Source organism: Rhodoferax sp. GW821-FHT07G04, assembly GCF_059418585.1.
Genome location: NZ_JBWKQD010000005.1, coordinates 313,532 through 327,037 on the forward strand (window position 1 = coordinate 313,532; position 13,506 = coordinate 327,037).

The window sequence follows — 13,506 nt, forward strand, 5'->3', positions numbered from 1 at the left end:
ATGCACGCACCCCACACACTGGAATCAGACTACCTCATCGTCGGCAGCGGCGCCGTCGGCATGGCCTTTGCCGACACCATTTTTCACGAGAGCAACGCCACGATGACCATCGTGGACCGCCACCACGGGCCTGGCGGCCATTGGAATGACGCTTACCCGTTTGTGCGCCTGCACCAGCCGTCCAGCTACTACGGCGTGAATTCGCGCACGCTGGGCAATGGCGGTTACGACACCGACCCGCTGAACCAGGGCATGACGGAGCGGGCCACCAGCGCAGAGATACTGGGCTATTACGAGACGCTGATGGAGGAAATGGTCGCGTCGGGACGTGTGAGGTATTTCCCGATGTCGAACTATGAAGTGCAACACGAACCCTCCAGCGCTGGCCAAACACATGTCACACAGCACGTGATGCGTTCCCTACTGAGCGGCGCCACAACCCAGGTCAGCGTGCGCCGCAAGGTGGTGGACACCACCTGGTTGAATACGGCCGTGCCTTCCACACACCCGCCCAAATATGCGGTGGCAGAGGGCGTGCAGTGCATGCCGCTGAACAACCTGCCTAAGGTGAAACGCCCGCCGTCTGGTTATGTGGTGGTGGGCGCGGGCAAGACCGGCATCGACGCCTGTCTGTGGCTGCTGGCCAACCAGGTGCCGGCGGACCGCATCCGCTGGATCATGCCGCGCGACAGCTGGTTCCAGGACCGCGCCAATGTGCAGGCCAGCGATGAGCACTTTGTGCACACCTTTGGCGCCATGGCGACCCAGTTCGAGTCCATCGCACAGGCCCAATCCGTGCCAGAGCTGTTTCAAAAGCTGGAAGCCAGTGGCCAGCTGCTGCGGCTGGACCCGAATGTGGAGCCCGGCATGTACCACGCGGCCGTGGTGTCGCAGGCGGAGCTGCAGGAGCTGCGCAAGATCAAGGACATCGTGCGCTTGGGTCGTGTGACCCGCATTGAGCCCCACCAGATCGTGCTGGAGCGTGGCACCGCGCCCATGGATGCCGACCGCATCGTCGTGGACTGCTCGGCCTGTGCCGCCGAACTGCGCCCCGCCAAGCCGGTGTTCCAGGGCCAGACGATCACACTGCAATTCATCCAGGCGTTTCAACCCACGTTCAGCGCCGCGCTGATCGCCCATGTGGAGTTGCGCGACGCCGCCGATGAAGCGGCCAAGAACAAGCTGTGCAAGCCGGTCCCGCTGCCCGACACCCCCATCACCTGGCTCACCATGCAGGCCGCCACCATGGCCAACCGCTACCTGTGGGGCAAAGACGCAGACATCGCGCAATGGCTGGTCCGTGCCCGACTGGATGGCTTCACGAAGATGATGGACAGCGTGCAGGAGCACGAAGAGGAAAAGATCGCGGTGATGGAGCGCCTGGGTGCCAGTGTGGTGGATGCGGTGAACCAGTTGAAGGTGTTGCTGAAGCCGGCTTAGTAGCTCCCGTAGACTTCAGCTATTGGTGTAGCCTGCCAGCTGAAATCGAACATGAGCAAACTCCCAGATCCCCAAAGCCCCGAGCTACTGCGCCGCCTGCTGCGCGCCAAGGACCGCATGGACGCCGCCTCGCACGAGGACTGGCCGGTGCAGCGGCTGGCGGATGTGAGCCATGTGTCGGAGGCGCACTTTGCCCGCGCGTTCAAAGAGGCGTTTGGCGTGCCGCCGCACCGCTACTTGCTGACGCGGCGCATAGAACGAGCGGTGGCGCTGCTGCGCGACAGCGAGCTGCCTATCACCGATATCGCCTTCCAGACCGGCTGGCGCAGCCTGGGCACCTTTGGCCGCATCTTCCGCGACATCACCGGCGAGACGCCCAGCACCGTGCGCCTGCGCGCCCGCGCGGCAGCTGCCGAGTTGCGCAGTGTGCCGGCCTGCATTGTCAGCGCGGCGCACCGGCCCGACCTCAAGACCGCTGTTCTGGAGAAAAAGCGCCGCAGTCTGGCCGGTGGCAGCAAAGAGGCGGTGTAAGAAAGCCCCAGCCAGGACACTGCGCTATTGGGCATCGAAGAGGTCTTTGGCCAGCCTGCGCAGGTGGCCTCTGTGCTGCATATCCGCATGCAGAAAGTGTGGCCGCGTCTGCGTGTGTGCGATCAGGGTGTCGAACTCCGAACGCAGCATCTGCGGGTGGGGGTGGGTGCGTATCAGCGCCCGCATCGCCGCGACCAGCACGCTGATCTGGGTCGAAATCTGGTCCAGCGGGTCGCGTGGGACATCGGGTTCGTGCAAGCGTGAGGCCATGGTTTTAAGCAGTTGCCATGAAGCCCAATTTACAAAGCCAGCGTGGCGCCTGCTGTGCGGTGCCGCACAGAGCCATGGTGGGTTGTGCACTTAATCTGGCGCACTGTTGAGTGAATGCATAAGGATTGAAGAGTATGAAACGCATGGTATGTATCGGGGCGCAGTCTGTGGCGGTGACGGATTTGGCGGAGATGACGGCACCGCGTGGCATGGTGGTGATGCCGTGCCGGCGCGACAGTGGCGATGGCCTGCACCGCACCTTTGTCGCCGCCCTCCCGGCGGACGATGAGCTGGCGGGTTCTGCTGTGCAGTTGCCCTTATTTGAAGAGCCTGCTGCACAAGGGGTCTGACGCAAGACCGCAGTTTTGGAGAAGCGCCGCCGCCTGGCCACCGATATAAACGAGGCTTCTTCAACGAACTGATAGGGAGCATTTCAATGAACAACCAGGCAGCAGCATCAGGCAATGGCGGCGTGCAGGTAGCCAGTGTGTATGTGCGAGACCAGGACGAGGCGCTGGCGTTTTATGTGGACAAGCTGGGCTTCAAGGTGCACACCGATGTGCGCAACGGCGATTACCGGTGGCTGACGGTGCAATACCCCGGCCAATCCACCTTCCAACTGGGGCTGCTGCGCCCCGGCGCTCCGGTGCATGACGAAGCCACCGCGCAGACGCTGCACGCCATGGTGGCCAAGGGGGCGATGCCGTCCCTGGTGCTGGAGGTAGACGACTGCCGCGCCGCCTACGAACGCATGCGGGCCAAGGGCGTGGAGTTCACGCAGGAGCCGGTGGACCGCTACGGCACGGTGGACGCGGGCTTTCGCGACCCGGCCGGCAACGGCTGGAAGATGATCCAGGCGCGGCGTTGATGCACAGCGGAGAACGACCCATGACCACTATCGCATCCTCCTCGTCATCGGCTGGCCATTGGTTCCGCCAGGCGCACCGTTGGATATCCGTCGTGTTTACCCTGACGGTCACCGCCAATTTCGTCGCCATGTCCCAAGGGCAGCCCCCGGCCTGGATTACCTATTCGCCGCTGCTGCCACTGGCCTTGCTGTGGCTCAGCGGACTGTATCTGTTTTTGCTGCCTTATGTGCGCCGGTGGCGGGCGGCTTGAGAGTGCGGGCGTTCTTGGATTGCTCTGTATCTGATAGCACTATCGCCTTATAGGACGAGGGCTACAGACCAATTCAACGAAAGTGTTATCCGCCAGAGGCGATTGGGTCTATCCAGTAGCGCTGCACCACCTCGCCCCGGTCTGGCAGGAATTCTTCGGACTCCAGCACGCCGCCGTTGCGCATGATGACGGCGGCGGACGCTGTATTCTGCTTACCGCAGGTCAGGAGCACGCGTAACAAGCCTAGCTCAGCCGCGCGCAGCAAAGACAGGCGCAAGATGGCACTGCCCATGCCTTGGCGGCGCGCGCTAAGGCGGATGCCGTAGCCTATGTTGCCGCCTTCGCGTAGCAGCGCCGGTGTCAGGCTGTGGCGTATGTTGGATACACCCACGACTTCCGTGCCATCACGGACCAGCCAGAAGCTGGAGTGCGCCACAAAGCCTGCGGGTACGCCAACGCCGTTGGCGCAGTCGGACAGCTTGGACAGGAAGACGTCGAAGTCGGTGTTGTCAAAAGACAGCGTGAATGGGACCAGCGCATCGCCGTTGGCCACAAACTCGGCGACTAGCGTGCGGTAGGAATCGCGTAATTTTGCGTTGGGTGGCTCAAGGGTGAGTCTCGCTGGCGGCATGGGTCAGCCGCGTATAGCCGCTTCAATGGTGGCGATGTCGATCTTCTTCATGGGCATCATGGCTTGGAATGCACGCTTGGCAGCGACTGGGTCGGAGCCCGACACCGCATCGACCAGTACGCGGGGGCTGATCTGCCATGACAGGCCCCATTTGTCTTTGCACCAGCCACACTGGCTCTCCTGGCCACCGTTGCCGACGATGGCATTCCACAGGCGGTCGGTTTCTTCCTGGTTGTCAGTGGCGATCTGGAAGGAGAAGGCCTCGCTGTGCTTGAAGGCCGGGCCGCCATTCAGGCCAATGCAGGGGATTCCGGCTACGGTGAATTCGACCGTGATCACATCGCCCGCCTTGCCAGACGGGTAGTCGCTGGGTGAGCGGTGCACCGCGTGGACGGCGCTGTCGGGGAATGTCTTGGCATAGAACTCCGCCGCTTCCAGGGCAGTGCCGTCGTACCAGAGGCAGATGATGTTTTTGCTGCGGGCCATGGGGTCTCCTAGTTGTGGGAAGAAACAGTAGTCTAGGGTAGCAGGCCTTGTAAGTGCGATAGCGCACCCTTGTGCGCCTGTCACCGGTCAGTTGGTGCCGAACGGCGCATCTACCAAGCCCGCTGGGAAGACGATGCCGGTCAGGGCGCTGATATCTTGCAGCTTGGTCCGTTGTCGGGTGAAGGTGCCCAGCGCGAGTGCCTCTTTGATGTCCAGGCCGAATTTCTTGATGGCCTGTGATTGGTCAAAGATGTAGCCATAGGCGGCCAGCTTGGGCTTGCGGGCCGTGCTCATCGGCACCACCACCACTTTCCAGAACTTCAGCGGGTAGTAGACGTTGCCCTTGCCGAAGTCTTTGACTTGCATATGGGCGGGGTTCAGCACGGGGCCCGCGAAGATGCTGGCCTGGCCACCGCCAGCGGCCAGCTCCTTTTGCAAGGCGCCTTCGAACTGGCCCCAGATGCCGACGAGGCCTTTGTATTCGGTGCCTTTGGGGTGCTCTTGGTTGAAGAGCTCGTGCTGCGGGGTGCAGTTGGTCCAGTGGTAGGTATCGGAATTGGCGTATTCGGTGTCCAGACCGGGTTCTCCCCAGCAACTGTCTTCGCGCCGCACGATGTGGCCGCGGTCGAAGTTGCCGGCCGGGCCGTAGACGTCGGCGTCGGTCAATTGCAGCTCCGTCGGCACGCGCCGGTCGATGCGCCAGTTCTCCCCGCCAAACTCGGCACGGGGACGGTTGTCTTGGCGCATCTCTTCGCGGTAGTCGCAGTTGGATGCGGTCAGCATGCACATGCGGTAGGTCTTGTTCATCACCAGGGAGTAGTGGTGGTAGGGCAAGACCAGTGGGTCCTGCGGGTCCATGCCCGACACATCGACTTCGGGGACATTGCGGGTGTTGTCTGCATAGTCCTGGTAGTCGCTGACCAGATAGAGCTCTGGGCTCTTGGCCGGGTCAAAGCTTGGCATGTCCAGCGCCGTGCCCAGAAATTCGCTGTCGTATCCCGGCCGGTTGGCGTAGTCTGGGTCAAAGACGAGGGCCTTCTCCTGCACCAAGGCCACAGCGGCCGGGGCTTTTGCCACGACGGATAGCACGGCGGGACTTGTTGCGCCGGCTTCGGGTGTGGGCGCCGTGGTGTAGATGTGGATGACGTTGTTGCCGGAGATGTTGAAAACGTTGTTGCTGTTCATGGCTGGAGCTCCTCCCTGGATGCGGATGGTGTTGTCGTTTGGCGGAATCGGTGGTCCTGACGGCTTGGTGCTCTCTTGCGCAGCCAGTGGGTCGCTGGTGGACGCCAGCAGGGCGTCCAACTCGCCGCGCTCGGAGACGGACAAGCCGGGTGTGAGCTTCATGGCGGCAATCAGCGTGCTGACACGGGTGCCTTCGTTGGCGATCCAGTCGATGTCGTTCTCGCTGTCCTTGAACTGGTCCCACGGCGTGTGGTCGCGCTTGAGGATATGGCCGTCTGCCATGCGGGGGACGCCACTGTGGTGCAGGGCCACCAGTTCCCAGTCGTCACTGAACACGGGTGAGCCGGAGGAGCCCTTGTCGGTGTCCGTTTCGTAGTGCAGAAAGCCGGTGGCCAGAATGTCGACCAGGCGGTTGTTGGATGTGGCGTACTGGCGCGGGCCGCCGTTGGGGTGCTCGATGATGTTGACGGGGAAGCCGGTCAGGATCTTGCCGGTGGCCTCGATCATTTTGACGGTGCCATAGTCACGGATGGACTCGCCCTTGAGGCCCTTGGGTTTGACGCTGACCAAGGCGTAGTCCAACGTTTCGTTGGACGTATAAAAGCCGTCCGCATCGATCTCAAACAACACGCCCTGGTTTGTGCCCCGTTCGTCGACACAGAACAAGAAGTTGACGCCAAAGCCGCGGCAATCGGACCGCGTGGGAAAGACATGGTGGTTGGTCAGCAAGAGCCGATCTGACACCATGAAGCCGGTAGCAACGCCTTGCGGCTCATAGCCCGACCCAGGCAGCGTAACAATGCGCGCCACGGGTCGTGCGGATTCGAACGCTCTTTGGCTGGGCGAGAAAGCAACCCAATCGACGGTGGGGCCGATGATGCGTTCCAAGCCCAGACCGGATAGTCCGGATGATGCCGGTAGTGCAGACAGCTGCTTGTTGGCCTGCCGCTGGGTCCACTCCTGCCTGCGCGTGGGAGTGTCGGCGGAGCCGGGGCCTTTCAGCGCAATGTTGCGCAGGCCCTGGTCACGCTCTGCTTGGCGCTCGGCCCAGCGTTTGCCCGCTGCGACGGCAATGCCCAGCCGTGCTTGCGCGATTCTGTCTGCGATGGTTCCCATGGCATCCCTCCCTGTTTTTCAGGTCAGCGTACCAACGCCGGATGACGTTTTGATGTCCGCCAAGCTTCTGGGCCTTGAGCGCAGGGGAGTATGTTCGCAAGCCGTGCGACTTCCTATCCCATGAATCGGGTATTTACAGGGGCTAAGCCTGTCGCGCCAAGTCCACAAAGGCGCTGAGGTAGTCGATGTCGACATCGGCCTCGCGCGCACCCAGGAAGATCTGCTTGTCTATGCCGTCCGGCCCCAGGCGTACGGGCACGACCGGCAGCTTGCTGGCGTACTCTTTGACCAGCCAGCGGGGCAGGGCGGCCACGCCCCGGCCGCTGGCCACCATCTGCAGCATGATGTCGGTGGTCTCAATGGTCTTGTGGCGCTTGGGCATGATGCCGGCTGGCATCAGGAAGCGGTTGTAGACATCCAGCCGGTCCATAGGCACGGGGTAGGTTATCAGCACTTCACCTGCCAGTTGTTCGGGCTTCACATGCCGGCGCTTGGCCAGTGGGTGCTGGCGGCCGACGACCAGCACCTGTTCGTAGTCAAACACGGGCACGAAGCGCAGGCCGGGTTTGTAGAGTGGGTCTGGCGTGACCAGCAGATCAATCTCATACGCAAACAGGGCGCCGATGCCGCCAAACTGGAATTTCTGTTTGACGTCCACCTCCACATCGGGCCAGGCGGCCAGATAGGGCGACACCACTTTCAGTAGCCATTGGTAGCAGGGGTGGCACTCCATGCCGATGCGCAGCGTGCCACGCTCGCCCAGCGCGTATTGCTGCATGCGGGCCTCGGCCATCTCCAACTGCGGCAGCACGCGGTTGGCCACGCTCAGCAGGTAGTGGCCGGCCTGTGTGGGGATCAGGCTGCGCCCCTCGCGCAGCCAGATGGGGGTGCCCATTTGCTGCTCCAGCTTTTTCACAGTGTGGCTCAGGGCGGATTGGGTCAGGCACAGCACGCTGGCGGCGGCAGTGAGAGAGCCTTGTTTGTCCACCTCGCGGACGATGGCCAGGTGCATTCTTTCGATCATGCTATGTATGAGTAATATTGATTGATCGTTGAAATAAGATCATTTTACTTCATGGGTTGTTGTCCTTAACCTTGCGCCATCTTTGACAACCTGAACGATAGAAGCAAGACACCATGATCTCTACCCACAACCTCGGCTTTCCCCGCATCGGCGCGCAGCGCGAACTCAAGTTTGCGCAGGAGTCCTATTGGAAAGGCGAAATCTCGCGCAGCGAACTCAAGGCCTTGGGCGTGCAACTGCGCCAACGCCACTGGCAGCAACAAGCTAGCCTGGACTGGGCCCCGGTGGGTGACTTCTCTTTCTACGACCAAGTGCTGGACATGAGCTTCACGCTGGGCAACCTGCCGGCGCGGGTGCAGGGCTTCCATGGCGATGTGCTGGACAACTATTTCCGCGTGGCCCGCGGCCGCTCCGCCAAGGGCACTGAGGACCACAGCGCCTGCTGCGGTGGTGTGGCAGCGGGGGAGATGACCAAATGGTTCGACACCAACTACCACTACATCGTGCCGGAGTTCACGGCTGAGACCACGTTTGCGCTGGACGCATCGCGCCTGTTGGAGCAACTGGCGGAGGCCAAGGCCCAAGGCGTGAAGGCTAGGCCGGTCATCATCGGGCCGGTCACCTATCTGGGTATTGGCAAGGCCAAGGATGGTTCCGACAAGCTGGCGCTGCTGCCGCGCCTGCTGGCTGTGTATGCCGAGCTACTCGAAACACTGGCCGCGCAAGGCGTGGAGTGGGTGCAGGTGGACGAACCGCTGTTGGTCACCGAGCTGGATGCCGATTGGCAGCACGCCTTCAACACGGCCTACCACCAGTTGAAAAGCTGCCGAGTGAAGATCTTGTTGGCCACCTACTTTGGCCAGCTGCAAGAGAACCAATACCTGGCAGCCAACCTGCCGGTGGCGGGCCTGCATGTGGATGCCATCAATGGGCGCGATGAGATCCAACCCTTGCTCAACCTGTTGCCGCAGCACAAAGTACTGTCTCTGGGCGTCATCAATGGCCGCAATATCTGGAAGACCGATTTGAATGCGGTGCTGGATTGGGTAGAGCCCATCGTTGCCAGAAGGGGCGGGGCTTTGTGGATTGCACCGTCATGCTCGCTGTTGCATGTGCCGGTGGACCTGGGTCAGGAGCAGAAGTTGGACGCTGAGGTCAAATCCTGGTTGGCCTATGCCTTGCAGAAGCTGGACGAACTGAAGGTCTTGGCCACCGCATTGAATGAGGGTCGCAGTGCAGTCAAAGACGCATTGGCGGAGAACCAGCGCGCCATTGCCGCACGCCGCGCGTCACCGCGGGTGCACAACCCGGCTGTCAAGGCGGCCCTTGCGCAGATTGACGCCAAGCTGGGCCAGCGCCAGAGCGGCTATACCCAGCGCGCTGCTTTGCAAGCTGCGTACCTGAAGCTGCCTGCGTTTCCTACGACAACCATAGGTTCCTTCCCGCAGACGGCGGAGATTCGCCAAGCGCGCAGCCAGTTCAAACTGGGCAAACTCAGTGAGGTGGGTTACAAGGCTGCGATGCAGGCCGAGATCAAACGCAGTGTGCAGGAGCAGGAAGCCCTGGGCCTGGACGTGCTGGTGCACGGCGAGGCCGAGCGCAACGACATGGTGGAGTACTTTGGCGAGCAGTTGGATGGCTATGCCTTCAGCCAGTTTGGCTGGGTGCAGTCGTACGGATCGCGCTGCGTGAAGCCGCCCATCTTGTTTGGCGACATCACCCGCCCCCAGGCGATGACGGTGGAGTGGACACGCTATGCCCAGGCGCAAACGGACAAACCCATGAAAGGCATGCTGACCGGGCCGGTGACGATTCTCAACTGGTCATTTGTGCGCGATGACCAGCCGCGGTCGGTATCGTGCAAGCAATTGGCCCTGGCTATACGCGAGGAGGTGTTGGACCTGGAAAAGGCTGGCGTGCGCGTCATCCAGATCGACGAGGCGGCGCTACGCGAGGGGCTGCCGCTGCGCAAGACGCAGTGGCAAGATTACCTGAACTGGGCCGTGGAATCCTTCCGCATAACGGCCAATGGTGTGGGGGACGCGACGCAGATCCACACCCACATGTGCTATTCGGAGTTCAACGACATCATTGCCTCCATTGCCGACATGGATGCGGATGTGATCACCATCGAGACCTCTCGGTCCGACATGGAGTTGCTGGATGCCTTTGACCACTTCAACTACCCCAACCAGATTGGGCCGGGTGTGTACGACATCCACTCGCCCAATATCCCCACCCGGGAGCAGATGGTGCAGTTGATGCAAAAGGCCGCCCAGCGTATCCCGGCCGATCGCCTGTGGGTCAACCCCGATTGCGGGCTCAAGACGCGCCAATGGACTGAAGTGGTGCCGGCATTGACGAATATGGTGGCTGCGGCCAAGGAACTTCGCGCGCAGCACGTGGCTGCCTAGATCGTCGGCAGGGCAGGCAGGCGCAGTGGGATGAAGATGCGCTCGCCGTCGCGCATGATCAACAGCGCCAGCGATTTGTTGGCCCTGTCGGCCATCGCTTTGGCCTGATCTACGGTCAGTACCGGCTCCTGGTTGATGGCCAGCAGCAGGTCACCCGGTTGCACGCCCGCACGCTCGGCGGCACCGCTGACCTTGTCGATGAACAGACCGATGGAGGAGCCACTGCCGCGCGACTCGTCCGGTTTTTGCAGGCGCAGATTCACGCCCAGGCGGTTGATGGCGGTGCTGCTGGCCGCGTCAGATACCTTATGGGCCAGCTTGTCCTCGGCATCGTCCATCGTCACCAGCATGGGCAGTTGCTTGCCGCGGCGCCAAACGGTCAGTTTCAAGCGGTCGCCCGGCTGGGCCAGGCCCACGATGATGGAGAAGACGCCAGCCTCGTCCACGGTCTGGCCGTTGGCCATCAGCACGATGTCGCCGATGTCCAGGCCGGCCTTGTCTGCCGCGCCGCCTTTGGTCAGGTCCGACACCAGCGCACCGGTGGGCTTGGGCAGGCCGAAGGACTCGGCCAGCAACTGGTCCACCTCTTGTACGGCCAGGCCCATCTTGGCGTGGCGCACCTTGCCGGTGGCCAGTATTTGCTGCTGGATATGCACCGCTACGTCCATGGGGATGGCAAAGGACACGCCCTGGTAGCCGCCGGACATGGAGAAGATTTGCGAGTTGATGCCAATGACCTCGCCCTGCATATTGATCAGCGGTCCGCCCGAGTTGCCCGGGTTCACGGCCGCATCGGTTTGTATGAAGGGCACCGTGCCATCGCCCGGCAGGGAGCGCCGAGTGGCGCTGATGACACCGGCGGTTACGGTGCTCTCAAAGCCGAAAGGTGAGCCGATGGCCATCACCCATTCGCCCACGCGCAAGGGCTTGGACGCGGTAACGGCAACCGCGGGCAGGTCTTTGGCGTCGATTTTCAGCACCGCGATGTCGGTGCGCTTGTCGGTGCCCAAGACCTTGGCGACGAATTCGCGGCGGTCCGACAGTTTGACAACCACCTCGTCGGCATCGCTGACCACGTGCGCATTGGTCATGACAACCCCGTCGGAGCGCACGATAAAGCCCGAGCCTTCGCCGCGTACCGGCATATTCAGTTGCGAGGGCAATTCGCCAAAGCGCTGCTGGAAGCGGCGCAGGTATTCGCGCATGGCCTGGTCTTCGGCCGAGCCCTTGTCGCCATCACCGCTGGGGTTGGTGGCTTGTGCGGTGGTGGACACCTTGCGCACACCGCGCACGCTGATGTTGACGACGCTGGGCGACAGTTTGGCGGCTATGCCCGTCATGTCGGGCAGCGCCGTGGCCACCGCAGTGGGCGCGACGGCTGGCGGCGTGCTGCTTTGTGCAAAACTGGGCACGGGCAGTCCGGCGCTGGCAAGCAGCCACACGAAGGCAATGGCTCTGAGGTGCAGGACGGGGCGTAAGGAAGTGGGGCGCTGGGGTTTTTCCATGCCTGCATCTTGTATGCCGCAAGTGGCGCGTCGGTTAACTGATGGTGAACTGCAAGTAAAGCCGGTAAAGCGGCGCCATGCAATGGGCCAGGGATACCACGGGCTGTAGGGCCTTGGAAGTTGGCGCACAATCCAAAGTTTTGCTGCTTTGAAGGGTTTGCTCTCCATGACACGTTTAGCATTGCTCGCCACGATCCCTGCACTCTTGATGGCCTGCTCCAAGGCCCCTGAAGTGGCTGCGGTGGCACCCGCACCCAAGCCCGCCGCACCGGTTGCTGCGGCCCATTCCACTATCGACTGGGTCAAGCCCGAAGGTGCCAGCCTGGATGCCATCTTCACCAAGGCCAAGGCCGACAACAAGCCGGTGTTCCTATACTGGGGCGCGGTCTGGTGCCCGCCCTGCAACCAGATCAAGGCCACGGTGTTCAACCGGCCCGACTTTGTGGAGCGCAGCAAGGGATTCATCCCGGTTTATCTGGACGGTGACACACCCGGTGCGCAAAAGCTGGGCACGCAATTCAAGGTGCGCGGATACCCCACCACCATTTTGTTCAAGCCCGATGGCACCGAACTGACCCGCCTGCCCGGTGAGGTGGATGCCGTGCAGTACATGCAAATCCTGAAGATGGGCATGAGTTCCACGCAGCCGATCAAGGAGACACTGGCCTCGGCGCTGACCCCCGCCGCGGGCACGCCAGCGCTGAGTGCCGACGCTTGGCGCCTGCTGGCCTACTATGCGTGGGACATTGATGAAGCCCAGTTGTTGCCCAAGAAGGATCTGGCCTCTACCGTGCAACAACTCGCCCAGAAATGCCCGACCAACCAGGAAGAGGCAAACGCACGGTTGACGCTGCGTGCCGTGGCCATGGCCGCGCAGGAAAAGACGAGCACGCTGGACAAGGCGCAGGCCTTGGCTCAGGTGCAAAAAATCCTGGCCGATGCGCCCCGCGCACGTGAGAACGCCGACATCTTCACCAACTATGCCAACGACATCGTCACCGTGTTGACCGCCACAGGCAGCACTGAACGTACGGGCTTGGTCACGGCGCTGAACAGCACATTGGACAAGTTGTCGGCAGATGCAACGTTGTCCAAGGCCGACCAACTGGGCGCCGTGCAGGCCAAGGTGGCACTGGCGCTGATGGACAAGCCCAAGAGCGCCAAACCGGATCTATCGCCTGAGCTCGTGGCCCAGGCCCAAGCGGCGGCCACCAAGGCCGATACCGGCAGCACCGACAAGTACGAGCGCCAGGCCGTCATTCCCTCGGCTGCCCATTTGCTGAGCGATGTGGGTCTGGTCGATGCGTCCGACACCATGCTGAAGGCCGAGCTGCCCAAGGCCGTATCGGCCTACTACCACATGCTGGTGCTGGCATCTAACGCCAAGCTGCGCGGGGATAAAGACGGTGCGCTGGATTGGGCCGAGAAGGCCTATGCGGGTTCCATGGGCCCCGCCACGCGCCTGCAATGGGGTAGTGGCTATGTGCAGAAGCTGATCGAGATGGCACCGCAAGACAGTGCACGCATCGAGAAGGCTGCCACACAGGTCATTGGCGAATTGGATGCCGCGCCCGAGACCTTCTACGAGCGCAACCGCCGTAGCCTGGAGAAGATGGGCGCGCAACTGACCGCCTGGAACGCTGGCGGCAAGCATGCGCCCGTGGTGCAAAAGCTCACGGCCCAGTTGAACAGCGTGTGTGCCAAGTTGCCCGAGAAAGACAGTGCACGCGAAGCCTGTTCAGGCGTGTTTGGCAAGGGCGCCAAAAAGGCCTGACCCGCAACAAA

At 62.1% G+C, this 13,506-nt stretch carries 13 protein-coding genes; 7 read left to right on the plus strand and 6 right to left on the minus strand.

Features of this window, described 5'->3' with window-relative positions:
* The gene (locus AC07OO_RS22620; RefSeq protein WP_495084406.1) at window positions 1-1,440 is read left to right on the plus strand and encodes an NAD(P)-binding protein; all 1,440 of its coding nucleotides are present in this window, start codon (window positions 1-3) and stop codon (window positions 1,438-1,440) included.
* Between the two features lie 51 nt (window positions 1,441-1,491).
* The gene (locus tag AC07OO_RS22625; protein WP_495084407.1) at window positions 1,492-1,971 is read left to right on the plus strand and encodes a helix-turn-helix transcriptional regulator; all 480 of its coding nucleotides are present in this window, start codon (window positions 1,492-1,494) and stop codon (window positions 1,969-1,971) included.
* Between the two features lie 24 nt (window positions 1,972-1,995).
* Here the strand turns inward: AC07OO_RS22625 and AC07OO_RS22630 are convergent, their stop codons facing one another.
* Window positions 1,996-2,241, minus strand: coding sequence for a hypothetical protein (locus AC07OO_RS22630; RefSeq protein ID WP_495084408.1), 246 nt, complete (start codon window positions 2,239-2,241; stop codon window positions 1,996-1,998).
* 134 nt (window positions 2,242-2,375) lie between these two features.
* Between AC07OO_RS22630 and AC07OO_RS22635 the strand changes: the two genes are divergently transcribed.
* The 3 genes from AC07OO_RS22635 to AC07OO_RS22645 all read left to right on the plus strand — a co-directional run bounded on the left by AC07OO_RS22635 (window position 2,376) and on the right by AC07OO_RS22645 (window position 3,360).
* On the plus strand, window positions 2,376-2,591 hold the full coding sequence (locus tag AC07OO_RS22635; protein WP_495084409.1) for a hypothetical protein: 216 nt from the start codon (window positions 2,376-2,378) through the stop codon (window positions 2,589-2,591).
* Window positions 2,592-2,677: 86 nt separating this feature from the next.
* On the plus strand, window positions 2,678-3,109 hold the full coding sequence (locus AC07OO_RS22640; RefSeq protein WP_495084410.1) for a VOC family protein: 432 nt from the start codon (window positions 2,678-2,680) through the stop codon (window positions 3,107-3,109).
* A gap of 20 nt (window positions 3,110-3,129) precedes the next feature.
* Window positions 3,130-3,360: a hypothetical protein gene (locus AC07OO_RS22645; RefSeq protein ID WP_495084411.1), complete on the plus strand. Its 231-nt coding sequence runs from the start codon at window positions 3,130-3,132 to the stop codon at window positions 3,358-3,360.
* A gap of 85 nt (window positions 3,361-3,445) precedes the next feature.
* On the opposite strand, the gene AC07OO_RS22650 is transcribed toward AC07OO_RS22645, so the two are convergent.
* From AC07OO_RS22650 to AC07OO_RS22665, 4 genes are all read right to left on the minus strand, one after another.
* The gene (locus tag AC07OO_RS22650; protein ID WP_495084412.1) at window positions 3,446-3,991 is read right to left on the minus strand and encodes a GNAT family N-acetyltransferase; all 546 of its coding nucleotides are present in this window, start codon (window positions 3,989-3,991) and stop codon (window positions 3,446-3,448) included.
* 3 nt (window positions 3,992-3,994) lie between these two features.
* Entirely contained in the window at window positions 3,995-4,477 is a 483-nt protein-coding gene (locus AC07OO_RS22655) for a VOC family protein (protein WP_495084413.1), read from the minus strand.
* A gap of 87 nt (window positions 4,478-4,564) precedes the next feature.
* On the minus strand, window positions 4,565-6,778 hold the full coding sequence (locus tag AC07OO_RS22660; protein WP_495084414.1) for a DNA/RNA non-specific endonuclease: 2,214 nt from the start codon (window positions 6,776-6,778) through the stop codon (window positions 4,565-4,567).
* A gap of 142 nt (window positions 6,779-6,920) precedes the next feature.
* Window positions 6,921-7,802: a LysR family transcriptional regulator gene (locus AC07OO_RS22665; protein ID WP_495084415.1), complete on the minus strand. Its 882-nt coding sequence runs from the start codon at window positions 7,800-7,802 to the stop codon at window positions 6,921-6,923.
* A gap of 113 nt (window positions 7,803-7,915) precedes the next feature.
* Here AC07OO_RS22665 and metE point away from each other — a divergent pair, with 113 nt between their 5' ends.
* Complete coding sequence (gene metE / locus AC07OO_RS22670; RefSeq protein WP_495084416.1) at window positions 7,916-10,216, plus strand: 5-methyltetrahydropteroyltriglutamate--homocysteine S-methyltransferase; 2,301 nt, start codon at window positions 7,916-7,918, stop codon at window positions 10,214-10,216.
* On the opposite strand, the gene AC07OO_RS22675 is transcribed toward metE, so the two are convergent.
* The gene (locus AC07OO_RS22675) at window positions 10,213-11,721 is read right to left on the minus strand and encodes a Do family serine endopeptidase (RefSeq protein WP_495084417.1); all 1,509 of its coding nucleotides are present in this window, start codon (window positions 11,719-11,721) and stop codon (window positions 10,213-10,215) included. The two genes, metE and AC07OO_RS22675, sit on opposite strands and share 4 nt — an antisense overlap.
* Window positions 11,722-11,887: 166 nt before the next feature.
* Between AC07OO_RS22675 and AC07OO_RS22680 the strand changes: the two genes are divergently transcribed.
* Complete coding sequence (locus AC07OO_RS22680) at window positions 11,888-13,495, plus strand: thioredoxin family protein (protein ID WP_495084418.1); 1,608 nt, start codon at window positions 11,888-11,890, stop codon at window positions 13,493-13,495.
* The last annotated feature ends 11 nt before the right edge of the window (window positions 13,496-13,506 follow it).

Excerpts from the sequence above, each read along its gene's own strand:
- AC07OO_RS22655 (WP_495084413.1), bottom strand. The coding sequence starts at position 4,477 with ATGGCCCGCAGCAAAAACATCATCTGCCTCTGGTACGACGGCACTGCC.
- AC07OO_RS22645 (WP_495084411.1), top strand. The coding sequence starts at position 3,130 with ATGACCACTATCGCATCCTCCTCGTCATCGGCTGGCCATTGGTTCCGC.
- AC07OO_RS22640 (WP_495084410.1), top strand. The coding sequence starts at position 2,678 with ATGAACAACCAGGCAGCAGCATCAGGCAATGGCGGCGTGCAGGTAGCC.
- AC07OO_RS22680 (WP_495084418.1), top strand. The coding sequence starts at position 11,888 with ATGACACGTTTAGCATTGCTCGCCACGATCCCTGCACTCTTGATGGCC.
- AC07OO_RS22660 (WP_495084414.1), bottom strand. The coding sequence starts at position 6,778 with ATGGGAACCATCGCAGACAGAATCGCGCAAGCACGGCTGGGCATTGCC.
- AC07OO_RS22635 (WP_495084409.1), top strand. The coding sequence starts at position 2,376 with ATGAAACGCATGGTATGTATCGGGGCGCAGTCTGTGGCGGTGACGGAT.
- AC07OO_RS22625 (WP_495084407.1), top strand. The coding sequence starts at position 1,492 with ATGAGCAAACTCCCAGATCCCCAAAGCCCCGAGCTACTGCGCCGCCTG.
- AC07OO_RS22665 (WP_495084415.1), bottom strand. The coding sequence starts at position 7,802 with ATGATCGAAAGAATGCACCTGGCCATCGTCCGCGAGGTGGACAAACAA.
- AC07OO_RS22675 (WP_495084417.1), bottom strand. The coding sequence starts at position 11,721 with ATGGAAAAACCCCAGCGCCCCACTTCCTTACGCCCCGTCCTGCACCTC.
- AC07OO_RS22630 (WP_495084408.1), bottom strand. The coding sequence starts at position 2,241 with ATGGCCTCACGCTTGCACGAACCCGATGTCCCACGCGACCCGCTGGAC.
- metE (WP_495084416.1), top strand. The coding sequence starts at position 7,916 with ATGATCTCTACCCACAACCTCGGCTTTCCCCGCATCGGCGCGCAGCGC.
- AC07OO_RS22620 (WP_495084406.1), top strand. The coding sequence starts at position 1 with ATGCACGCACCCCACACACTGGAATCAGACTACCTCATCGTCGGCAGC.
- AC07OO_RS22650 (WP_495084412.1), bottom strand. The coding sequence starts at position 3,991 with ATGCCGCCAGCGAGACTCACCCTTGAGCCACCCAACGCAAAATTACGC.